The sequence below is a fragment of the Bacteroides graminisolvens DSM 19988 = JCM 15093 genome (genome assembly GCF_000428125.1).
Classification (GTDB): Bacteria; Bacteroidota; Bacteroidia; order Bacteroidales; family Bacteroidaceae; genus Bacteroides; species Bacteroides graminisolvens.
The window spans coordinates 23,122-45,356 of record NZ_ATZI01000015.1 but is presented as its reverse complement, the minus strand read 5'-3'; the positions used below and the strand labels follow the sequence as shown (position 1 = coordinate 45,356).

The 22,235-nt window shown below is 44.6% G+C and carries 17 protein-coding genes and 2 pseudogenes; 11 read left to right on the top strand and 8 right to left on the bottom strand.

Translation table 11 applies throughout. From position 1 onward, the window contains the following. Positions 1-51: 51 nt before the first annotated feature. Both tnpB and tnpA read right to left on the bottom strand, forming a co-directional pair. The gene (gene tnpB, locus C511_RS0110365; RefSeq protein ID WP_024997192.1) at positions 52-438 is read right to left on the bottom strand and encodes an IS66 family insertion sequence element accessory protein TnpB; all 387 of its coding nucleotides are present in this window, start codon (positions 436-438) and stop codon (positions 52-54) included. A gap of 53 nt (positions 439-491) precedes the next feature. Further along, positions 492-659 (bottom strand): annotated as a pseudogene (tnpA, locus tag C511_RS18580) (IS66 family insertion sequence element accessory protein TnpA); the annotation flags it as partial. A 62-nt stretch (positions 660-721) separates the two neighbouring features. Here tnpA and C511_RS16650 point away from each other — a divergent pair. From C511_RS16650 to C511_RS0110315, 9 genes and pseudogenes are all read left to right on the top strand, one after another. After that, positions 722-1,465, top strand: a pseudogene (locus C511_RS16650) (IS982 family transposase); the annotation flags it as partial. 69 nt (positions 1,466-1,534) lie between these two features. Beyond that, positions 1,535-3,019 (top strand): MFS transporter, encoded by a 1,485-nt coding sequence (locus tag C511_RS0110350; protein ID WP_024997724.1) that lies wholly within the window; start codon positions 1,535-1,537, stop codon positions 3,017-3,019. 19 nt (positions 3,020-3,038) lie between these two features. Continuing rightward, entirely contained in the window at positions 3,039-4,178 is a 1,140-nt protein-coding gene (locus C511_RS0110345; RefSeq protein WP_024997723.1) for an endo-1,4-beta-xylanase, read from the top strand. A gap of 16 nt (positions 4,179-4,194) precedes the next feature. Next, positions 4,195-6,738 carry a glycosyl hydrolase 115 family protein gene (locus tag C511_RS0110340; RefSeq protein WP_024997722.1) on the top strand — a complete coding sequence of 848 codons (2,544 nt, stop codon included), beginning with the start codon at positions 4,195-4,197 and terminating at the stop codon, positions 6,736-6,738. 117 nt (positions 6,739-6,855) lie between these two features. Next, positions 6,856-7,830 carry a glycoside hydrolase family 43 protein gene (locus C511_RS0110335; protein ID WP_024997721.1) on the top strand — a complete coding sequence of 325 codons (975 nt, stop codon included), beginning with the start codon at positions 6,856-6,858 and terminating at the stop codon, positions 7,828-7,830. Positions 7,831-7,901: 71 nt separating this feature from the next. After that, complete coding sequence (locus C511_RS0110330) at positions 7,902-8,885, top strand: Gfo/Idh/MocA family protein (RefSeq protein WP_024997720.1); 984 nt, start codon at positions 7,902-7,904, stop codon at positions 8,883-8,885. Positions 8,886-8,918: 33 nt separating this feature from the next. Continuing rightward, positions 8,919-10,979 (top strand): alpha-glucuronidase, encoded by a 2,061-nt coding sequence (locus tag C511_RS0110325; protein WP_027318113.1) that lies wholly within the window; start codon positions 8,919-8,921, stop codon positions 10,977-10,979. A gap of 39 nt (positions 10,980-11,018) precedes the next feature. Continuing rightward, positions 11,019-12,191 carry a mannonate dehydratase gene (uxuA, locus tag C511_RS0110320; RefSeq protein WP_024997719.1) on the top strand — a complete coding sequence of 391 codons (1,173 nt, stop codon included), beginning with the start codon at positions 11,019-11,021 and terminating at the stop codon, positions 12,189-12,191. Between the two features lie 140 nt (positions 12,192-12,331). Next, complete coding sequence (locus C511_RS0110315) at positions 12,332-12,700, top strand: hypothetical protein (RefSeq protein WP_024997718.1); 369 nt, start codon at positions 12,332-12,334, stop codon at positions 12,698-12,700. A 192-nt stretch (positions 12,701-12,892) separates the two neighbouring features. Here C511_RS0110315 and C511_RS0110310 read toward each other — a convergent pair whose 3' ends face one another. From C511_RS0110310 to C511_RS0110285, 6 genes are read right to left on the bottom strand one after another with little or no spacing between them, the layout of a single operon-like run. Beyond that, entirely contained in the window at positions 12,893-13,993 is a 1,101-nt protein-coding gene (locus tag C511_RS0110310) for an AMP-binding protein (protein WP_027318112.1), read from the bottom strand. Beyond that, complete coding sequence (locus C511_RS0110305; RefSeq protein ID WP_024997157.1) at positions 13,990-15,018, bottom strand: o-succinylbenzoate synthase; 1,029 nt, start codon at positions 15,016-15,018, stop codon at positions 13,990-13,992. Before C511_RS0110305 ends, C511_RS0110310 begins: the two co-directional genes overlap by 4 nt. A 27-nt stretch (positions 15,019-15,045) precedes the next feature. After that, positions 15,046-15,870 (bottom strand): 1,4-dihydroxy-2-naphthoyl-CoA synthase, encoded by an 825-nt coding sequence (gene menB, locus C511_RS0110300; protein WP_027318111.1) that lies wholly within the window; start codon positions 15,868-15,870, stop codon positions 15,046-15,048. Positions 15,871-15,874: 4 nt separating this feature from the next. Next, positions 15,875-17,539 carry a 2-succinyl-5-enolpyruvyl-6-hydroxy-3-cyclohexene-1-carboxylic-acid synthase gene (gene menD, locus C511_RS0110295; RefSeq protein ID WP_024997158.1) on the bottom strand — a complete coding sequence of 555 codons (1,665 nt, stop codon included), beginning with the start codon at positions 17,537-17,539 and terminating at the stop codon, positions 15,875-15,877. Positions 17,540-17,551: 12 nt separating this feature from the next. Next, the gene (locus C511_RS0110290) at positions 17,552-18,646 is read right to left on the bottom strand and encodes an isochorismate synthase (RefSeq protein WP_027318110.1); all 1,095 of its coding nucleotides are present in this window, start codon (positions 18,644-18,646) and stop codon (positions 17,552-17,554) included. Then, positions 18,643-19,875, bottom strand: a complete 1,233-nt coding sequence (locus C511_RS0110285) for a Cof-type HAD-IIB family hydrolase (protein ID WP_027318109.1) — start codon at positions 19,873-19,875, stop codon at positions 18,643-18,645. Before C511_RS0110285 ends, C511_RS0110290 begins: the two co-directional genes overlap by 4 nt. A 114-nt stretch (positions 19,876-19,989) precedes the next feature. Between C511_RS0110285 and C511_RS0110280 the strand changes: the two genes are divergently transcribed. Beyond that, positions 19,990-21,444, top strand: coding sequence for an ATP-binding cassette domain-containing protein (locus tag C511_RS0110280; RefSeq protein WP_024997159.1), 1,455 nt, complete (start codon positions 19,990-19,992; stop codon positions 21,442-21,444). Positions 21,445-21,539: 95 nt separating this feature from the next. After that, entirely contained in the window at positions 21,540-22,196 is a 657-nt protein-coding gene (fsa, locus tag C511_RS0110275; RefSeq protein WP_024997160.1) for a fructose-6-phosphate aldolase, read from the top strand. The last annotated feature ends 39 nt before the right edge of the window (positions 22,197-22,235 follow it).

The following is a 22,235-nucleotide window of genomic DNA, read 5'->3' as shown; positions in this document are numbered from 1 at the left end:
ATACAAAAAACAAGCGAAATAGCCATACTAATTGATGACTGTTTTATGTTATTATTTTGCTTTTGAAGCTGTGTTTTTCTTTTCTGGAATCCATCTTTTTCGATGTTTGACTTTCTGCGCATCTATGCCTTGGACCATTAAAACCAGATCACTCCAAAGGGTTTCATACGACACCGTTTTACCCTCTTGAAAATCTATCTCAGGCAGAGAGAACTGCCCACCGCATAGCTTCATGTGATAAATTACCAAGCCACCATACTCCATGTGAAGTATCTTCATGGCTGTACAAAGCTTATTAATGAAGACAAACGCGTCGCCATCTTGAACATCCATTCCCATTTGATTGGTAACAATACCACTAAGGGTATAGAAGCTCTTGCGCATATCAGTAGGATAAGGGTATAGATAAAACCTATCTGAGGCTGTAAGACTAAACATAAGCTTAAGGTTTTAAGGCGATTGACCGCCCCAGGACTTATGGGAATAAACTCTCTTGGAGTATCCAAGGCGGATAAGGCTTGACTTTTAAGCATTTTAATCCAATAATAGAACCTATTCTCTTTAATGCCTCGCGCTCTGCAAAACTCTCGAACATTAACACCGGAGGCTGTGTATTCATTGTAGAGGATCTTGAAATAATCTAATGTCCAATATACCATAATATTCGTTTTGCTGGCAAAGATAGGAAGGCATACTGAAAATTAATAGACGGAGTTAGCCGATCGCTTACGATAGTGAAAGCTTTTTGTTTTCTAAATTAAATGAATACAAAGATGATTTTTCTTCTCTCATATCCCGTCGTCAATATAATGATCGCAGGAAGCTCACTATCGGCTTATGTAATCAGGTGCGTGAAAGAATTGCATCAAAAGTTGATGGTGGAGAAGCTATTTTTTGTATTGATTCTATGCCAATTGAAGTCTGTCGTCCCATAAGGTCAAAACGTTGTAAAATGGGAAAGAATAATTATGATAAAGCTCCCAATTATGGCTATTGTGCTTCACAGGGTAAACATTATTACGGATATAAATTACATTCTCTCTGTGGGTTGAGCGGTGTCATACACTCTTTTGACCTGACAAAGGCGAGTGTTCACGACATTCATTATTTGAAAGACGTAAAGTGTAACTTTCAGAATTGCACCATCATCGGTGATCGTGGGTATATTGGAGCAGCCATACAACTTGATTTATTTGAAAAAGCTAATATCAAGTTGGAAGTTCCATATCGGTCGAATCAAAAAGATTGGAAACCTGTATTTAGTCCATTTGCTAAAGCAAGGAAAAGGGTTGAAACGCTTTTTGCACAATTATGCGATCAATTTATGATAATCAGAAATTACGCAAAACAAACAGAAGGATTGTTTACCAGAATTACGGGGAAAATTAGTGCACTTACAATCCTTCAATATATAAACAAGATTAATAACAAACCCATTGGACAAATTAAATATGCACTAATTTAATTCCGCCAACGGGTATAATTAAATTTGCATGTATATACAGACATAATTAATCATAAAAAATAAAATGCAATGAAAAGCTCCAATCAGAAAGTATCAATGGCCGAGAAAATTGGCTATAGTCTGGGTGATGGATCAGCGAACCTGGTCTTTCAAATGATGATGATGTTCCAATTATTTTTCTACACGGACGTCTTCGGTATTAAAGCAACAGCAGCAGGAATGATCTTGTTGGTAGCCCGCGTATTCGACGCCTTTGTCGATCCGGTGGTGGGCATCTTATCAGACCGAACGCAAACCCGCTGGGGAAAATACAGACCTTGGGTGTTGTGGACAGCTATTCCGTTTGCATTGTTTTTTATATTGGCTTTTTCTACACCCGATTTGACTGAGAGGGGCAAAATTATTTATGCCGGCGTTACCTATACTTTGCTGATGGCTATTTATTCATTCAACAATACTCCTTATGCTTCTTTGGGAGGTGTCATGACTAGTGATATTAAGCAACGCACCAGCATATCTTCCATACGTTTTGTAACGGCAACCATTGCTACTTTCATTGTACAAGGGCTTACGTTGCCTCTGGTTGCTAAGTTCGGGCAAGGGGATGCACAAAAAGGATGGTTTGTTACGATTACATTGTTTGCCGTTGTGGCAGTTGTTTTACTTGTTATCACATTCTTCTCTGCCAAAGAGCGTATTCTTCCACCGGCCAACCAGAAAAACTCAATCAAGCAAGATTTTAAAGATATTGTTTCCAACCGTCCGTGGAAAGCCATGTTTGTGCTTACGCTATTCTTATTTACTACGTTGGCTATGTGGGGAAGCAGCATGTCTTACTACTTTAATTATTTTGTAGATAAGACTTCTCTTTTTAATTTCTTGCAGCATTTTGGCTTGGTTACCGTTGATGGAAATACCTATGGATTGTGGCATCAGTTCTTAGATGCGTTCGGACTCATTGCGCTTCCCGATCACAGCAATGTTTTTGCAGTAGGTTATAGCCTCTTTAATATGGTTGGTCAAATTATAACTCTTCTGGGAGTGATTTTCCTTTCGGGCTATTTGTCGAACATATTTGGAAAGAGAAATGTGTTCATCGTATGTTTGGCTCTAACGGCTGTATTCACCTCGTTGTTTTTCGTTGTAGATGCCAAAAGTGTAGGGCTTATTTTTGTGATTAACATGCTCAAGAGTATGGCTTATGCACCTACTATTCCTCTTTTATGGGCTATGATGGGCGATGTGGCCGATCATTCTGAATGGGTTAATCACCGGAGAGCAACCGGTTTTGTTTTTGCAGGTATTGTGTTCGCTTTGAAAGCCGGCTTAGGAATTGGGGGTGCCATTTGTGGAGCTATTGTTGATTCCTTTGGTTTTATTCCTAACGTGGTTCAAACAGAATCTGCTTTGTTCGGAATCCGTATCAGTTCAAGTATCATACCTGCGCTTACTTTCGTTGTGGGAGTTTTGGCGTTGCTCTTTTATCCTATATCCAAGCATTTTAATGAGAAGATTCAACAAGAACTTGCAGTGCGAAGATCTAATAAAGTATAATTCATCAACACCTTGTTTTATGAAAGTACAAAATTTAATTTTAATGGCGGGACTTGGCCTTGTTTGTTTGTCAGGTTGCAAAAGTACTAAGGGCAATAGTGAAGTAACGCTGAAGGATGCTTTTGCCAATAAATTTTTGATGGGAGTGGCTATTAATGACAATCAGGCGTCGGGAAGAGATAGTGCGGGTGCGCAACTCATCATCAAGCATTTTAATTCTGTAGCTCCAGAAAATTGTATGAAAAGTGAAGTGATACATCCTGAGGAGGGACGCTATGATTTTACTCAGTCCGACCGGTTTGTTGCTTTTGGAGAGAAATATAACATGGATATAATTGGGCATACATTAATATGGCATTCACAGCTGGCACCTTGGTTCTGTGTGGACGAGAATGGTAAGAATGTATCAAAGGAAGTGCTTACAGAACGTATGAAAGAGCATATCACTACCGTTGTGAGTCGCTATAAAGGTAAAATTAAAGGATGGGATGTGGTGAATGAGGCGTTTGAAGATGATGGCTCTTATCGCCAAACAAAGTTTTATGAAATATTGGGTGAAGATTATATACCTTTGGCCTTTCAGTTTGCGCATGAAGCGGATCCAGATGCTGAGTTGTATTATAATGACTACTCCATGGCGCACAAAGGCCGTAGAGACGCAGTGGTCAATATGGTTAAGAAACTACAAGCAAAAGGCATTCGGATTGACGCTGTGGGGATGCAGGGACATTTCACAATGGAATTTCCTAAGGTGGAGGATTTTGAGACTAGCTTGTTAGCTTTTGCTGCGACCGGCGTTAAGGTGATGATTACCGAACTTGATCTGACCATTCTCCCTCCTCCGGCGCCCAATGTAGGTGCCGATGTTTCTGCTAATTTTGATTACCAGAAGGAAATGAATCCTTACCCCGACATGTTGCCCGATTCCGTCTCAAAGGCATGGAATGACCGAATGAGCGAATTCTTCAAACTCTTCATCAAACACAGTGATAAGGTGACTCGTGTTACCGTCTGGGGAGCTACGGATGCCGACTCATGGAGAAATGACTGGCCGATGAAAGGTCGTACGGATTATCCAGTGCTGTTTGATCGGAATTATCAGCCAAAACCTTTTGTGAATGAAATGATCAATGAAGCTAGTAATAACAAAAGTAAATAATAAAGGTTATATACGTATGAAGAAACTTTGTTCAACCTTTGCGCTTTTATTGTTTTGTTTAACCACGTATGCAGCAGATCAATTTGTGACTTTCCGGAAAGCCGATGGAGCTTTTCAGATAATCGGCAGCGGAAAAGTGGTAAATATCCTTCTAGATGAAAAGGATCAGAAAGGGATAAGAATAGCAGTTAATAATCTTATAGAAGACTTTAACCGTGTGTGCGGCATGAAGCCTCAGTTATTAAAAAATACTTCCTCGGAAAACTGTATCATAGTAGGTAGCTTGGAGTCTACGTATATCAAGCAGCTTATCAAGGCTAAGAAACTCGATAAGAAGCAACTTGAGAATAAGAATGAGAAGTTTATCATCACTACAGTAAACAATCCACTTCAAGGGGTGGAGAAAGCTGTGGTAATAGCCGGTAGCGACCGTCGTGGTACTATATATGGTGTGTATGAACTGGCTGAACAAATGGGTGTGTCGCCCTGGTATTGGTGGATGGATGTACCTGTGGTGAAGCAAACGGAGGCTTATGTAATGCCGGGTGTCTATACCGATGGGGAACCGGCTGTAAAATATAGGGGAATCTTTTTGAATGATGAAGCTCCGTGTCTCACCGGATGGGTAAAGCAACATTATGGAACCGATTTTGGTGGCCATCGTTTTTATAGTGATGTATTTGAACTTATTCTCCGTCTGAAAGGTAACTTCTTATGGCCTGCCATGTGGAGCTGGGCATTCTATGGTGATGATCCTCTCAACAGTAAAACTGCCGACGAAATGGGAGTGGTAATCAGTACTTCTCATCATGAACCAATGGCGCGCAATCATCAAGAATGGACTAGAAAACGCAATGAGCATGGAGCGTGGAATTATGCAACCAACAAGAAGGTGCTGGATCAGTTCTTTCAGGAGGGGATAGAAAGAATGAAGAATACAGAAGATGTGGTTACTATCGGTATGCGTGGCGATGGTGATGCTGCCATGTCTGATGCTACTAACGTGAAGCTTCTTGAAACTGTTGTTGAAAATCAACGAAAGATAATTCAGAATGTAACGGGCAAGCCTGCTAAGGAAACTCCTCAAGTGTGGGCTCTTTATAAAGAGGTACTCGATTATTACGATAAAGGTATGCGTGTGCCCGATGATGTTATTATGCTTCTGTGTGATGACAATTGGGGCAATGTGTGTCGTTTGCCAGCTGAAAAAGAACGTAACCGTCCCGGAGGATGGGGATTGTATTATCATGTGGACTATGTAGGTGCTCCGCGTAATACGAAATGGTTGAATGTAACTCCTATACAGGGAATGTGGGAACAGTTGCATCTGGCATACGAATATGGTGTCGAAAAACTGTGGGTTCTGAATGTGGGCGACCTTAAGCCCATGGAATATCCTATCACTCTATTCCTTGATATGGCATGGAATCCGGATGCTTATACTGCGGAGAACTTTATGAAGCATCCTCGTAAGTTTTGTGCTCAGGCTTTCGGCGAGGAGCAGGCGGATGAGGCTGCCAGGATCCTTAATCTGTATAGTAAGTATAACGGTAGAGTTACTCCGGAAATGCTGGATGCCAAGACTTACAATCTGGAAACCGGCGAATGGAAGCAGGTGGCCGATGATTATACGCGCCTGGAGGCTGAGGCCTTGCGCCAGTACATGTCTTTGGCTTCCGAGTATAGAGATGCTTACAAACAGTTGTTGCTTTTCCCGGTTCAGGCTATGTCTAACCTTTATGAAATGTATTATGCACAAGCTATGAATCATAAGCTTTATGCAGAAAATAATCCCATGGCTAACCATTGGGCCAACCAGGTTGAGAAGTGTTTTGCACGCGACAAGGCTCTGAGTTATGATTATAATAATGTGATGGCCGATGGAAAGTGGAAGAACATGATGATACAAAAGCATATCGGATATACAATATGGAATGATAATTTCCCTGCCGACAAGCTACCTGAGGTATTCCGCATTGCTGAACCTGAAAAAGCTGTGGGTGGCTATGTCTTTACCGGTAAAGATGGATACGTAGCAATGGAAGCTGAACATTTCTTTGAGAATAAAGCTCCACAAGGTACTGAATGGAAGATAATACCTGATATGGGGCGCTTCTTAAGCGCTGTAACTCTGATGCCTTATACATCGCCTGTGAACGGTGCTTCGCTTTCGTATAAGATGACTCTGCCGCTAGAGGCCAAGGGCATGAAGACGGTTAAGGTAATCGTTGTCGTTAAGTCTACGCTCGCTTTTCAGGATGTGAAAGGGCACAAGTATACTGTAGGCTTCAGGGGCGGTAATGAGGAGACTGTTAACTTCAATCATAACCTGAATGAATTGCCGGAGAATGTGTATAGTGTGTTCTATCCTACGGTAGCTCGCCGGGTGATAGAGAAAGAAGTTACTTTGGAACTTCCTGTATCTGAGGATGGCACTTACATTCTTGATTTTAAACCGTTGAACCCGGCTGTGGTGCTAGAGAAAATTGTGATTGATTGTGGCGGATATAAAAAATCATATTTGTACATGAACGAATCTAGCTGCGAAAGAAGACAGTAGGATAAAGTTGCAGCTTTGTCTTCATTCCAATAGCAAAGCATTTGATATAATATAGAGAAATTAATATGAAGTATAAATCGTCCAACGTTGTTTGGATTTTAAATGAAAGGTATCATTATGGAAAATAAAGCCAAATATTTAGTTCCTGGAGATTATATGGCCGATCCGGCTGTGCATGTGTTTAATGGTAAACTATACATTTATCCGTCGCATGACCGGGAGAGTGGCATACCCGAGAATGATAACGGTGATCATTTCGATATGAAAGATTACCATGTCTTTTCGATGGAAACGATAGATGGTCCGGTTACTGACCACGGAGTGGTACTTGATGTGAAAGATATTCCTTGGGCAGGACGCCAGCTGTGGGACTGTGATTGTACTTGTAAAGACGGAAAATATTATATGTATTTCCCGTTAAAGGATCAAACGGATATTTTTAGAATAGGAGTAGCCGTGGCCGACAAACCCGAAGGTCCTTTTATTGCTCAGCCCGATCCGATGAAGGGAAGCTACAGTATTGATCCTGCCATACTCGATGACGGTGATGGTAATTACTACATGTATTTTGGTGGTTTATGGGGCGGTCAGCTGCAACGTTATAAGAATAACAAGGCGTTGGAGTGTGCTGAATTCCCTGCTGATAACGAACCTGCCATTCCTTCCAGAATTGCCAAACTAGCCGATAACATGCTTGAATTTGCAGAAGAGCCTCGTCCTGTTGTTATACTTGATGAGAATGGCAAACCTCTTACGGCAGGTGATAATAATCGTCGCTTCTTTGAGGCATCGTGGGTACATAAATATAATGGTAAATACTATTTCTCATATTCTACCGGTGACACTCATCAGCTTTGCTATGCAATTGGTGATAATCCGTACGGGCCATTTACATATCAGGGTGTTATACTTACTCCGGTGGTAGGATGGACTACGCATCATGCTATTTGTGAATTTCAAGGAAAATGGTATTTGTTTCATCATGACAGTGTGCCCTCTGGCGGACGTACTTGGCTTCGCAGCTTGAAGGTTTGCGAACTTGAATACAATGCCGATGGCTCTATCAAGACCATTGAAGGGGGAGGGAAGTAATTTCCCCCAACTTTTTTGTTCCTGAAATAAGCTTTAGTGAGAATGAGTTTGAATGCATGAAAGAATAATATATGTTTGAAACGGTTAGAATAGGAATTATAGGAACCGGTTGGATTGCCGAAAAAATGGCGATTACCCTCCAAGGAATGGGCGATGATGTGATTGCTTATGGAGTTGCTTCACGAGACGCTGACAGAGCCAAGGCTTTTGCTCAAAAATGGGGAATTGCGAACTCTTTTTCTTCTTACGAGGCAATGCTACAAGACGAACATATTGATTTGGTTTACATTGCTACTCCTCATTCTCATCATTACGAGCACGCTAAAATGTGTTTGTTGAAGGGAAAAGCTGTCTTATGCGAAAAAGCCTTCACTGCAAATGCTGCTCAGGCAGAAGAATTGCTAAATTTGGCTCGTGAAAGAAATGTTTTCATTACCGAAGCCATTTGGACTCGTTACATGCCTCTGTCGCGCACCATTAATGAATTTGTGTCAAATGGTGTTATTGGGGAACCTACTATGCTAACTGCCAATTTAGGGTATCCCATCGGTTACAAAGAGCGTATGTTGCAGCCTGCTCTGGCTGGTGGAGCATTGCTTGATTTAGGTGTTTATACGCTGAATTTTGCATCCATGGTCTTTGGCACGGAGATTGAAAAAGTTGTTTCTACTTGTGTAAAGACGGATACGGGAGTTGACTCTCAGAATGCCATAACTCTTATCTTTAAAGATCATAAAATGGCGGTGTTGCATAGTTCTATGGAGTGTATGAGCGACAGGCAGGGCATTATTTCGGGAACCAAAGGACATCTTATTATTGAAAACATAAATAATCCCCAACGGGTTACCGTAGTGTCGGGTGATTATGAAATGTTAGCTCATTATAATTGTCCGCCACAAATTACGGGATACGAGTACCAGGTGTATGCTTGTATAGAAGCCTTACGAGAAGGTTGGATTGAATCTCCTTATATGCCTCACGCTGAAACATTGCGTATCATGAAGTTGATGGATCAATTAAGAAAAGAGTGGGGAGTGATTTATCCGTTTGATTGATAAAATAGTTTGTTATACCAAATACATGTTAGGATGATTAGATTTTTCTGTTTACTGATATTTTGTTGTTTAGCATCGGGTTCGTATGCTAGTGAAGCAGATAGTTTATGGCTTCGGATGCCTGCACCGAAAACAGCCGCTGAAGTGATAACTCGTAAAATGACACCAACCATTCAAGTGGCTGTTGCTGAGTTGAAACACGGATGGCGTGGCGTGCCGGTGGTGCTCAAGGTCGACAAAAGTAAAGTTGAACGTGGACTGGGTGGCGATGGCTATTGGATTCGGACAGCTACAGATGGTAAGAGTATCACAATCAGTTCAATAGGTGATGCCGGTCTTTTGTATGGAGTCTTTCAACTGTTGCGCATGCAGCAGACGGGGGCATCGATGAACCGGCTCGACATCAAAGAATCTCCATCTTATAAAATACGTATACTGAATCATTGGGACAATTTGGACCGCACGATTGAACGGGGTTACGCGGGTCGCTCGTTGTGGAATTGGGACGAACTGCCGGCAACTCTGTCTCCGCGTTATGAAGCATACGCCCGTGCCAATGCTTCGATCGGAGTCAACGGTACGGTACTGAATAATGTGAATGCAAGTCCGGAAGTGCTCTCTGCTGCATACTTACAGAAAGTGCAGGCTTTGGCCAACGTGTTCCGTCCCTACGCACTCAAAGTATACTTGTCTATTAACTTCTCATCACCTGCCGAACTGGGCGGACTGTCTACTTCGGATCCTCTGGATAAGAATGTGCGCAAATGGTGGATTGATAAAGTCAACGAGATTTATAAACTGATTCCCGACTTTGGAGGGTTTCTAGTGAAAGCTAACTCCGAAGGGTTGCCCGGTCCGCAGGACTTTGGGCGTACGCATGCCGATGGAGCCAATATGCTTGCCGAGGCTTTGAAACCGCATAAGGGTATTGTTATGTGGAGGGCTTTTGTGTATAATCCCGGAGATCAGGATCGTGCCAAGCAGGCATATCAGGAGTTTATGCCTCTCGACGGGCAATTTCATGATAACGTGATTGTTCAGGTGAAAAACGGACCGATTGATTTTCAGCCGCGCGAACCGTTTAGTCCGCTGTTCGGCGCCATGAAAAAGACACCGGTTATGCCCGAGTTTCAGATTACCCAAGAATACTTGGGCTTCTCTAATCATCTGGTTTATTTGGCTCCCATGTGGAAGGAATGTCTGGAAAGTGATACGTATCAAAAAGGCAAAGGCTCTACTGTGGCGCGTGTTACCGATGGATCTGTTTACCCTCATGCGCTGACTGCTATGGCAGGAGTGGCTAATATCGGCGACGAGGATAATTGGTGCGGACACACGTTTGCCCAATCTAACTGGTATGCATTTGGCCGTTTGGCATGGAATCATGAATTGTCTTCGGAACAAATAGCAGACGAATGGCTGAAGCAGACCTTCCCGGATGCTGCAAGCTCTGCTTCTTTTTTGTCGGCTACCGAAAAAATGATGATGGAATCTCGTGAGGCTGCCGTGAATTATATGATGCCACTGGGCTTGCATCATATATTTGCTTTCGGACATCATTACGGACCCGAACCTTGGTGCGAAGTGCCGGGAGCGCGTGCCGACTGGTTGCCGGGCTATTATCATAAGGCTGATAAGGTTGGAGTCGGTTTCGATCGCAGTAAGACGGGTAGCAATGCGGTGGCACAGTATCAGTCTCCATTGTGTGATTTGTATGATGATGTGCAAACGTGTCCCGAGAACTTGATTCTGTGGTTCCATCATGTGCCGTGGGATTTTAAAATGAAGAACGGGCGTACGCTTTGGGAAGAACTCTGTTATACTTATGATAAAGGATTACAGCAGACTCGTTCATTCCAAAAAACATGGGATGCTTTTGAAGGCTTGGTTGACAGCAACCGTTTCAAAGAGGTGCAACGCCGATTGAAGATTCAAACGCGTGATGCCATGTGGTGGAAAGACGGCTGCTTACTTTATTTTCAACAATATAGCCAAATGCCTATACCGCATGAATTGGAAAGACCCGTGCATGATTTGGACAGTCTGAAAAGATTTAAGCTCCATATTTCCAACCACGAGAATGCTCCCCGATAAATAATGCGTAACTTTGCTTCATAAAAAGAACTTAGTATCATGGAGAAAACATGGAGATGGTTTGGGAAGGGTGATAAGATTACACTTCCCATGCTTAAACAAATAGGAGTGGAGGGCATTGTTACAGCCCTTCATCATATTCCCAATGGCGAAGTGTGGAGCTTCGAAGCCATCACGGAAATGAAACAGTATATTGAATCATTCGGCCTGAAGTGGTCGGTCGTTGAAAGTCTGCCCGTTTCCGAATCGATCAAATACGGAGGTGCTCAGCGCGACGAACTGATTGAGAATTATAAAATCAGTCTGGCCAACTTAGGCCGTGCAGGCATTACCACCGTTTGCTATAACTTTATGCCGGTGATCGACTGGATTCGCACGGATCTGGCTCACCCTTGGGCCGATGGTACCTCGTCGCTCTATTTTGATAAGATCCGCTTTGCTTACTTTGACTGTAAGATACTGAACAGAGAACATGCCGAGTCTGATTATACTGCCGATGAATTGCGTCAGGTTGACGAACTTGATCGGACCATAACGCAGGCAGAAAAGGATGAACTGGTTGATACGATTATCGTGAAGACACAGGGGTTCGTTAACGGTAATATAAAAGAAGGCGATCAAAATCCGGTTGCTATTTTTAAACGCCTGCTTCAGTTGTATAACGGCATCGACCGGGACGGATTGCGTGAGAACTTGCGCTATTTCCTTGCTGCCATTATGCCGGTGTGCGAAGAGTGGGGCATCAACATGTGCATTCACCCCGATGATCCTCCTTATCAGGTATTGGGATTGCCCCGCATTGTAACCAGTGCGGAAGATATCGATTGGTTCTTGCAGGCTGTAGATAATCCGCACAATGGACTTACCTTTTGCGCCGGTTCACTGAGTGCCGGACTTCATAATGACGTGCCTCAACTAGCCCGTCGCTTTGCCTCGCGTACTCATTTTGTGCATCTGCGTAGCACAAACGCTACGCCCGATGGAAACTTCATCGAAGCTTCTCATCTGGAGGGTCGCGGACATTTGGTTGATCTGGTTCGCATTTTTGAGAAAGAGCGTGCCGACTTGCCTATGCGAGTGGATCATGGCCGATTGATGCTTGACGATGCCGATAAAGGTTACAATCCCGGATATTCTTTTCACGGACGGATGCTTGCCTTGGCACAGGTGGAAGGTATGATGGCCGTAATCAGAGACGAAATGAAAGATTAAGAATAAAAAAAGGATAGAATCGTTTGTGTTTTATCCTTTTTTTATGGATTTTTGCAAAAGCTATAGCTAAGACTTAACAATTATCAACGATAACAGAAGCCCTGGTAAACTAGCACTTACTAATTTTAATACATACTAATATGAAAAAGATTCTTTTATTTGTTTTGCCGGCCATGTTGCTGTCGTCTTGTTGTACTCTTTTTACTCCATCTAAACAAGCCATAACCTTCAATGGCGAAAATGGCATCAAGATTTATGATGATGGGGTGAAGATTGCCGAGATTAAGGACAACAATACTACGTCAGTACGTATCAAAAAAGAACTTTCCAGCAAGTACTTGATTGCTAAGAAAGAAGGCTACCGTCCCACGCCTTTGAAGTTAGATACGAAATTTGATGCGGTTGCAGTGATAAATATCTTGTTCTGGCCGGGTTTTGTGGTTGATGCCGCAACCGGACAAATGTGCAAGTGGGACAGTACTAATATCGATATTGAGATGGAGAAATAAGCTGGTTAGCTTTTCTTTATTTCCTCGTGGCAAAATCTTATATACACCCGGGTGTACACAGGCTGTACATCCGGGTGTACAAGTATCATACATGGGGGTGTACAAGGTCTGTACACCCGGGTGTATATGACATTTGTTCACCAGCAATAAAATTGTTGTAAACGTGCCGATTAAAATCCTTTGTGTAGCCGATCAATGCTGTTCCATCAATCTTTGGGCAAGCTCTTTGCAGCCCGCCCGGTCTATCTTACCGCTACCGGTCTGCGGTATGCTATGCGTTATTAAAATGTATTTGGGCGAATGATACTTCGGCAAGAATTCATCCATCTGTGTTCGGAGCGTATCTGTATTTATATTCTCAGCATGTTTGAGAAGTAGCACAACAGCTTCACCGAGTTGACTGTGCGGTACCGAGGTGATGGCAAAGTCTGTCCCGATGAGCGGGCGCAGTTGCTCCTCCACCCATTCGGTTTGCACCTTGACTCCTCCCGTATTGATTATATTGTCTTTCCTTCCCAGAATCGTGAAACTTCCGTCGTCGAAAATACGGGCTACATCATTGGTCACAAGCTGTTCTGCGCATACAGAAGGCGCATCAATAACCAAAGTCCCTTGGTCGGATAAGGACAACTTCACCTGTTCAAAAGGTTGGTAATGTGATGAGGCATTGGGACCGTTGAGGCGCCGCAGGGCAATGTGCGATAGGGTTTCGGTCATGCCGTACGTTGAATAAACCGCCCCCGGTAATGTTTTTATTTCCTCTTCCAGAGAAGAGTTAATGGCTCCGCCACCAATAATGAGTTGTTCGATGCCACACAAAGCTTGTCGCTCGGCCGGGTTTTGAAGTGAGTTGTACACTTGCAGCGGTATCATAGCAGCAAAACGCAAAGGGGAGTGAAGATGCGCCAACGGGTGCCCGGAAGGTTCTCTGATCAGCAGATTCAAACCCGCTACCAGTGCCCGCACTACCATCATTTTGCCGGCAATGTATTGCAGAGGCATGCATAGCAAAGCGGTGTCTCCCCGCCTTAATTGCAAATAATCGCAAGTCAGCTGCGCGCTCTTTATCATCTGCTCTTTCAATACAGTGATTGGTTTGGGCGTTCCTGTTGAGCCCGATGTGTGCACAACCAGGGTAGGTGAGGGCGAATACCAGTCGTCCAGAAAAGCATAGAGATCTCTGAGGATAACAGGCGGCTCGTCCGTAACCGATTGGTTCAGTTCTTTGATTTCCTGGGCATTGTACGTAATGCCGTTCAGTGTAATGGACTGTGTTCTTTCTTCTGTAATCATGGCTTTTCAGCGCAAAACCACAAGCAATCTTTTCGGATTTCAAGTGGCAGGTCAATGTTATCGGTAAATAGTTGCCCGGTTCCCAAGCCCTGAGGCAACGCATTGTGTAGCGTGGCGCACCATTGAGCAATGGCGTTGAGCCCGATGTTCGATTCAAGTGCCGAGGTTACCCACCAGCCAATGTTTTGCTTTTCGGCTTCTGCAATCCACTCATTGCTGCCGCAGATGCCTCCGTGCAGAGAAGGTTTCAAAATGATGTATTGCGGACGAATGGCTGAGAGAAGTTCTTTCTTAATTTCAGGTAAGTTGTGCCCTATCAGTTCTTCATCGAGTGCGATGGGCAGGGGCGTGCGGGCTGTTAACCGAGCCATTTCCTCCCATTGTCCCGCCCGTATGGGTTGCTCAATGGAATGCAAATCTAACTTAGACAATGCGTCGAGCTTATGCATGGCTTCTGCGGGTGAGAAAGCTCCATTGGCATCAACGCGCAACTCGATATCCTTTACGCTGAAGCGAGAGCGTATGTGTTTCAGCAGTGTTAGCTCCGCATCGAAGTCAATGGCACCAATCTTTAACTTGATGCAGCGGTAACCGGCCTCCATTTTAGCTTCGATTTGCCGGTACATTTCCTCGAAGTTTCCCATCCATATCAGTCCGTTGATGGGAATACCCGCTTCGCCTCGTGAAAAAGGAGTGTCCCATAAAGCCAGACTTTCTGTTTCATAATGACGCAGAGCGGTTTCTAATCCGAACAAGATGGATGGATAATTGCGCAACGATTCGGTTGGGATGTTGCCTTCCCGGGCTACTCTGCTGCATGCCTGTTGCAGTACTTCTTCGTACTGGGGAACATCGTCACAACTTAAGTTTGGCAAAGGTGCACATTCGCCTATGCCTTTTATGGAAGGGTTTTCCATAGAAGAAATTTCTATGTACCACACTTTGCGGGTGTTGTAAACGCCTCTTGAAGTCCCCGCCGGCTGTTTGAAGTGCAGCAGGCGGGGAGTTATTTGAATGTTATACATCACGAAACAGTTAGATTCGGGAATTGATTAAGGTAATTTGGGGAACTTCTTGAAGTCGGGTTTCCGTTTCTCGAGGAAAGCGTTTTTCCCTTCTTGCGCTTCGTCCGTCAAATAATAAAGCATGGTGGCATCGCCTGCCAATTCCTGAATACCGGCCTGACCATCCAGCTCGGCGTTCAAACCGGCTTTAATCATGCGCAGGGCCAGCGGACTAAGCAACATCATTTCTTCTGCCCACTGTACGTATTCATCTTCGAGCTGTTCCAGCGGAACCACTTTGTTGACCAAGCCCATGTTCAACGCATCTTGCGCATTGTATTGGCGACAGAGGAACCAAATTTCACGGGCTTTCTTTTGTCCTACCACACGTGCCAGGTAAGAAGAACCAAATCCGGCATCAAAGCTCCCCACGCGAGGTCCTGTTTGTCCGAAGATGGCATTCTCCGATGCGATGGAAAGGTCACAAACCACGTGCAACACATGTCCGCCACCAATAGCATATCCGTTAACAGCGGCAATGACCGGCTTGGGGATGGAGCGAATTTGCTTTTGCACATCGAGCACGCTGAGGCGGGGAACCCCGTCCTTACCAATGTATCCGCCTCTTCCTTTCACATTTTGATCACCACCCGAGCAGAACGCTTTGTCGCCTGCACCGGTAATGACAACCACCCAAATATCGGCTTCTTCACGGCAGATGCGCAAAGCATCACTCATTTCACCGGTCGTTGTGGGCGTAAAGGCATTGCGGTAACGCTCGCGGTTGATGGTGATGCGGGCAATTCCGTTATAATAGTCAAACAGAATCTCTTCGTATTCTTTGATGGTAGTCCATTCTCTAGATGTACTCATATATTTATTTTTTTAGTTGGTGATAATAGTCTTTTAGTATGCGGGAGTCTTTATTCTTGTTGGTAAAAACTTCCATTAAGAGAGGTTGTGCAAGCATCTCGGGCTGAGTGAAGGTTTTCATGGCTTCCTCCAGCTGAGTTTCATCTTCCGCCCGAAGGTAAAGAAAACCTCTTTCCTCTGCCCATCCTTTGGCGGATGTGGTGTGCACGGCAGTAATGAACTGATGCGAGCGCCCCGACATTTCCAGTCCGGGCAGTGTGTTGAAAATTTCGCCTCCACCATTATTGAGCAGCATGATGCGGATGTTGTTCCCAATGTTCCGGTTCCAGATAGCATTCATGTCGTAAAAGAAACTAAGGTCTCCGATAACGATAAAGTTTAGCTTCTCCGAGGCCACCGCATAGCCGATGGCGGTAGACAATGATCCTTCTATTCCGTTTGTTCCGCGGTTACAACACACTTCAATGCTATTTGATACCGGGAATAGCTGGGCATAACGAATGACCGAACTGTTGGCCAAATGCAGCGCACATTGCAGAGGCAAGGAACCGATGAGGCTCCCAATGGCCGACATTTCCGAGTAGGGGAACTGGGGCAGTGGTATGTCCTTGCAATAGTTTTCCCATAGCCGCGGATAATCGGGTGTGTTGTTTTCGAGCAGAAAAGCAATCTTCTCCAGAAATTCAAACGGGTCCATCTCGATGATGGTAGTGAGCGAACCATATAAATCGGTCACCGAACCGTCTGCCGATACGTGCCAATGCTCCACAGGCGGATGTTCCCGAAGGTATTTCTTCAGACGTTTGGAAACAATATGTCCGCCGTAGGTAATCACCAGTTCGGGCACCATTTTTTCTTGTGTCTCTTCATCCATGGCATACAGTGCGGCATCAAAGTTCTTGATGGGAATGCCCGGTACGGTTTGGTTGCCTATGTGCTCGGTGAGCCATGTAAACTGTTTATAAAGAGGCTTGGAATATTTCTTTTCGAACAGATAAATCAGGCTCATTTGTCCCACAATGACCATTCGTTTCTTGTATTTGTTCAGCCGCTCAATGAGGTCGTTGTAGTCGCGGTCGTACACGTTCAACCCTTGGTAGCGGGTCATTACGCGTACTTCGGGCAATGTTTCGGTGGTAAATTGGAACAGAGGTTCCGCCAGAGGCACGTTGATGTGTACCGGTCCTTTACCGTGATGGTTTACTTCCAGAAGCGCCTCGTTGATCAGTCGGTTGCAATACCATTCGTCTTCCTCCGTATGTATCTCCGGTAAGTTAACGGATTTCTTTACGAGCGATTGGAATACACCCGGTTGAGGCAACGTTTGTCCGTCCATTTGTCCGATCCATGCCGCGGGGCGGTCGGCCGATATAACAACCAGCGGCACCTGCTGATAAAAAGCCTCGGCCACAGCCGGATGCAGGTTTAGCAACGCCGTACCCGAAGTACAGCATACCGCTGCCGGCTTACCGCCATGCAGCGCTAGTCCGATAGCGAAAAAGCCTGCACTTCGCTCATCAGTCATTGAATAACAGGTGAAATCCGGATGCGTAACCAACGTGTGAATGATCGGTGCGTTACGGCTGCCGGGGCACAATACTATTTTCGTTACGCCGTGCGCTTTCAGAAGCGCTACCAGTTGAAGGATGTTCTTTTTATCGGAGTACATAGGTTGTTATTTTCAGTTGTTTGTAATGGCCAGCATGGTTTGCAGCTTCTTTTCCGTTTCATTCCATTCGTCGGCTAACTTCGAAGTGGGCAGCAGTCCGCCGCCGGCATACAGCGTTAGCCGTTCCTTACCGATGTGCATGCATCGTAAGTTTACGTATAAATCAGTTCTGCCCGAAGGGTTCAGGTTCCCAATGAAGCCCGAATAATAACTACGGTCGTACCCTTCCTGACTTAAGATAAACCGATATGCCTTCTCTTTGGGCAAGCCGCATACTGCCGGAGTGGGATGCAATAACTTTAACATATCGCCCAGTGAATTTGTTTCTTGGAGAGCGAAGTGGAAGTCGGTTTTCAGGTGAGCAAGCTCTCCGGCACGAACGGCATAAGGACCTTTCTCCGTGGGCTGAATGTGTAACGTTTGAAGTTGTCTTCGTATGTAAGAAGCGACCAATTGCTGTTCCTTTTTGTTTTTGCTGTCCCAGTTAATGGGTAATTCTCCTTGTTGCAACGATTGCGTTCCGGCCAGGGCGGTGGTGCTCCACGAACCTTGCTCGCCCGACAGAATAATCTCGGGAGTGCTTCCCAACCACATGCCTGTTTGCGGGGTGTAACAAAGATACACATAAGAATGTGTGTATCGTTTGCTTGCCCGGAAAAAGGCAGCAGCCGGAGAAAAAGTAGCTTCTCTCCGCAAGGTTGTTGAACGAGATAGCACCAGCTTGTCAAACTCCTTCTCCTGCAGTGGTTGCACAAAAGCGTGAAATTTCCGGGTGTATTCTTTTTTTGAAGCGTCTCGGTTGCTTTCTTCGAAAGCATCATCGAGTTCGTTCAATGGCTCGCAAGGAGTGGCTGCTAATTTCTCAAGCTCCAAACAATCCGGTTGAATGAGAACAATGGGCTTGTTGCTGCCCGAATGAAAGGGAGCTATGACAAAACCTTGCTCTCCGTTCAGTTCCTTCAGGTCGTAAAACGTCCGGATGTGGCCGGTGGTTTGTGCCAAGAAGTGAAAACTCTTATCTTCGGGCGCCCGATACAAGGCAAAGCTTATGTTCCGGTTGGCTAAGCTATCTATAATATCACCGTATAACTTTTCTTTTGGGCTCATCTCTTTTTAAGTATGCTGTTAACTACACGTACGGACGATACCAGCTTGTCGGTCGACGTAAATACATCCACATTCCAAATATGCGAGGAACGTCCTTTATGAATGATGGTGCCTACAGCCCTCACCGTATCGCCTTCGTGAGCGGATGATATGTGGTTTCCGCTGACTTGCATTCCCACAACAAACTCGTCGGGGTTGCAGAGAATCATGGAACCCAATCCGGCTACGGTTTCAGCTAAAGCGAGCGTTGCTCCGCCGTGCAAAATGCCAAAAGGCTGGCGCGTTCGCTCGTCAACCGGCATGGTAGCCTCAATTCGTTTGTCGGATGCATACGTGTATTGAATCCCCAAATTGCCCATCAGAGCGTGGCGTGCCCGGGCGTTTAGTTCATCTAGAGGAATTTCCGACGGATGAATTTCGGCCAGAATGTTATTCTCAACAGCTAGTGCCACGCCGTCTTCGTCGTTGGAAGTGGTTACAATATCCGCGCAGGCCTTCACCGAATCTTGAGCATTTCCCATTGCTACGCCTAATCCGGCCAGCTGAATCATGGAGAAGTCACACACGCCGTCGCCTATCGCCATTACTTCTTCGGGCTTAACGGACAGTTTCTCTAACAGCACCCCCAAGGTGTTGGCTTTATCAATGAAATTAGGAACCACTTCCAGAAAATAAGGCTCGGAACGAAAGACATCCAAAACCCCGTTCAAACGCTTTTTCCAACGCTCTTCCAGTTTGATGAGGTGATCTTCCCTCTTACCGGCAATCATGAACTTACAGGGTGCGAAGTCAATGTGCGGTGCCAGATTCTCGAAACTCAAAACACCCATCCGGTTGATATGGGCTTCGCGGGTAATGTATTCGTTGAACGGATTATTGGTGTAAATCTTATCTTGATGATACGTAAAGACATCGAATCCGCTTTCTGTAGCTTTCTTCTCCAAGTACGCAAGCATTTCGGGATTGATGCGTTTTTCAAACAACAACTCCTCCTTTTGCATACTGATAATTTGTCCGCCGTTATAAGAAAGTATGAAGCCATCGTTTTTATCGAGCTCCAACTTTAAGGCAATTGGCCTGATTCCGAATGTAGGTCGGCCCGATGCCAATACGATTCGAACTCCCATTTGCTGTATTTTAAGCAATGTGGAGAGAGTACGGGGGCTAATCTCCTTCTCTTTGTTGAGAAGAGTCCCGTCAACATCAAGAACTAATAGTTTGTACTTCATCGTCTCAGGTGTTACTTATTACGCAAAGGTATGAATTTTGGCACGATGTTTCTTTGAATATGACCCCTCATTTATCTATTTTTGCAAATATTTATCCGATAGACATCAAAAATCATGAAACACGATATCATATCCATGCATCAGGGCGTTGCCCGTAATCCGCTTGTACGTTTGGCCAAACCGATTGACTTTTCTTTGTTGCAAGGCGAGCATCTTGCCGTTGTAGGCCCCAATGGTGCCGGTAAAAGTTTGCTCATTGACACCCTTTTGGGGAAATATCCGTTGAAGGAAGGCTCTGTTTCGTATGATTTTTCACCGTCGGATACGCAGACGGTTTACGACAATGTGAAGTACATCACTTTTCGTGATTCGTATGGTGCCGCCGATGCCAATTACTATTATCAGCAAAGATGGAATGCACATGATCAGGAAGATGCGCCTACAGTGGGCGACTTGCTGGGTGAGACGGACAATGTGGCGTTAAAAGAAGAGCTTTTTGCTTTATTCAATATGGAATCGTTGCTCGATAAGAAAATTATTTTGCTGTCGAGCGGTGAGTTGCGTAAGTTCCAGCTGACTAAAACCTTGCTTACTTCACCGCGGGTATTACTTATGGATAATCCTTTTATCGGTTTGGATGCATCGGCACGCGAGCTGCTTCATGATTTACTGAAACGTGTCACCCGCCTGTCTGATTTACAAATTGTTCTGGTGCTTTCCATGGTCGACGATGTGCCCGATTTTATTACTCATGTGCTCCCCGTCTTTCATGGAAATGTGGGGGAAAAGCAAACGCGCACGGACTACCTCAATGGACTGAGTCTGCATCTTTCGGAAGATGATTGCAGTGAAGTGCAACAAGCTATTCTTGATTTGCCTTACCAACGCACGGATTACGAATCGGCCGAAGTGGTGAAACTCAATGGAGTGAGCATTCGTTATGGAGACCGTACCATTTTGAAGGAGCTCGACTGGGTGGTCAACTTGGGTGAGAAATGGGCTTTAAGTGGTGAAAACGGTTCCGGGAAATCCACACTTTTAAGTCTGGTTTGTGCTGATAACCCACAGTCGTACGCTTGTGACATCAGTCTTTTCGGACGGAAAAGAGGAACGGGAGAGAGCATTTGGGAAATCAAGAAACACATTGGTTATGTGTCACCCGAAATGCATCGGGCTTATTTGAAAAACTTGCCGGTTATTGAAATCGTTGCGTCGGGATTGCATGATTCCATCGGATTGTATAAACGTCCCCTGCCCGAGCAAATGGCTATTTGCGAATGGTGGATGCAGGTGTTTGGAATCTCTTCGTTAAAAGACAAGATGTTTCTGCAAATATCTTCCGGCGAACAGCGGCTGGCCTTGCTGGCAAGAGCTTTCGTGAAAGACCCCGAACTGTTGATTCTGGATGAACCTCTTCATGGGTTAGATACCTTTAATCGTAAAAGGGTGAAAAAGATTATTGAAGCCTTTTGCCGGCGCCAGAATAAAACCTTGATTATGGTTACTCACTATGAAAATGAACTGCCTGCAAACATTACAAACAGGTTGGTATTGAAGAAGTCTCGTTAAAAGCTTGACGCTCAATAAGGACTTTTTTTGTGAACAAGTTCTTCTCAAGACTGTTACATGATATAATTAGTGTTTAATTTTTAAATCAATATATCATGAAATTTTTTATTGATACGGCTAATCTCAGTCAGATACAAGAAGCCCACGATATGGGAGTTCTTGACGGAGTAACAACGAATCCTTCTTTAATGGCTAAAGAGGGTATCAAAGGGGTTGAAAATCAACGTGCACATTATGTCGAAATATGCAACATAGTACAAGGTGATGTGAGTGCTGAAGTAATTGCTACTGATTACGAAGGCATGATTAAAGAAGGACTTGAACTGGCTGCTCTTAATCCTCATATTGTAGTAAAGGTTCCCTGCATTGCGGAGGGCATTAAGGCGATTAAGTATTTTACCGAACATGGCATCCGAACGAATTGTACTTTGGTCTTTTCCGTTGGACAGGCTTTATTGGCTGCTAAGGCAGGGGCTGCTTACGTTTCACCGTTTGTAGGCAGACTCGATGATATCAGTGAAGATGGAATTGCGCTTGTTGCTCAGATTGTTGAAATGTACCGGTATTATGGATATACCACTCAGGTGCTGGCGGCTTCTATTCGCAACACCAAACATATTATTGAGTGCGTGCAAGCAGGTGCCGACGTTGCAACTTGTCCGCTGAGTGCCATTAAAGGTTTGCTCAATCATCCGCTAACGGATGCCGGTTTGGCTAAGTTCCTGGAAGATTATAAAAAGGTAAACGGATAATTTTGAATTATTATTGTATAACTTAAAACGGGGCGGTCT

What these genes read in the sequence shown, in the direction of transcription:
- C511_RS0110340 (WP_024997722.1), top strand. Translation starts at nt 4,195, where the DNA reads ATGAAGAAACTTTGTTCAACCTTTGCGCTTTTATTGTTTTGTTTAACC.
- C511_RS0110305 (WP_024997157.1), bottom strand. Translation starts at nt 15,018, where the DNA reads ATGTATAACATTCAAATAACTCCCCGCCTGCTGCACTTCAAACAGCCG.
- uxuA (WP_024997719.1), top strand. Translation starts at nt 11,019, where the DNA reads ATGGAGAAAACATGGAGATGGTTTGGGAAGGGTGATAAGATTACACTT.
- C511_RS0110325 (WP_027318113.1), top strand. Translation starts at nt 8,919, where the DNA reads ATGATTAGATTTTTCTGTTTACTGATATTTTGTTGTTTAGCATCGGGT.
- C511_RS0110315 (WP_024997718.1), top strand. Translation starts at nt 12,332, where the DNA reads ATGAAAAAGATTCTTTTATTTGTTTTGCCGGCCATGTTGCTGTCGTCT.
- C511_RS0110310 (WP_027318112.1), bottom strand. Translation starts at nt 13,993, where the DNA reads ATGATTACAGAAGAAAGAACACAGTCCATTACACTGAACGGCATTACG.
- tnpB (WP_024997192.1), bottom strand. Translation starts at nt 438, where the DNA reads ATGTTTAGTCTTACAGCCTCAGATAGGTTTTATCTATACCCTTATCCT.
- fsa (WP_024997160.1), top strand. Translation starts at nt 21,540, where the DNA reads ATGAAATTTTTTATTGATACGGCTAATCTCAGTCAGATACAAGAAGCC.
- C511_RS0110280 (WP_024997159.1), top strand. Translation starts at nt 19,990, where the DNA reads ATGAAACACGATATCATATCCATGCATCAGGGCGTTGCCCGTAATCCG.
- C511_RS0110350 (WP_024997724.1), top strand. Translation starts at nt 1,535, where the DNA reads ATGAAAAGCTCCAATCAGAAAGTATCAATGGCCGAGAAAATTGGCTAT.
- C511_RS0110335 (WP_024997721.1), top strand. Translation starts at nt 6,856, where the DNA reads ATGGAAAATAAAGCCAAATATTTAGTTCCTGGAGATTATATGGCCGAT.
- C511_RS0110330 (WP_024997720.1), top strand. Translation starts at nt 7,902, where the DNA reads ATGTTTGAAACGGTTAGAATAGGAATTATAGGAACCGGTTGGATTGCC.
- menB (WP_027318111.1), bottom strand. Translation starts at nt 15,870, where the DNA reads ATGAGTACATCTAGAGAATGGACTACCATCAAAGAATACGAAGAGATT.
- C511_RS0110290 (WP_027318110.1), bottom strand. Translation starts at nt 18,646, where the DNA reads ATGAGCCCAAAAGAAAAGTTATACGGTGATATTATAGATAGCTTAGCC.
- C511_RS0110345 (WP_024997723.1), top strand. Translation starts at nt 3,039, where the DNA reads ATGAAAGTACAAAATTTAATTTTAATGGCGGGACTTGGCCTTGTTTGT.
- menD (WP_024997158.1), bottom strand. Translation starts at nt 17,539, where the DNA reads ATGTACTCCGATAAAAAGAACATCCTTCAACTGGTAGCGCTTCTGAAA.
- C511_RS0110285 (WP_027318109.1), bottom strand. Translation starts at nt 19,875, where the DNA reads ATGAAGTACAAACTATTAGTTCTTGATGTTGACGGGACTCTTCTCAAC.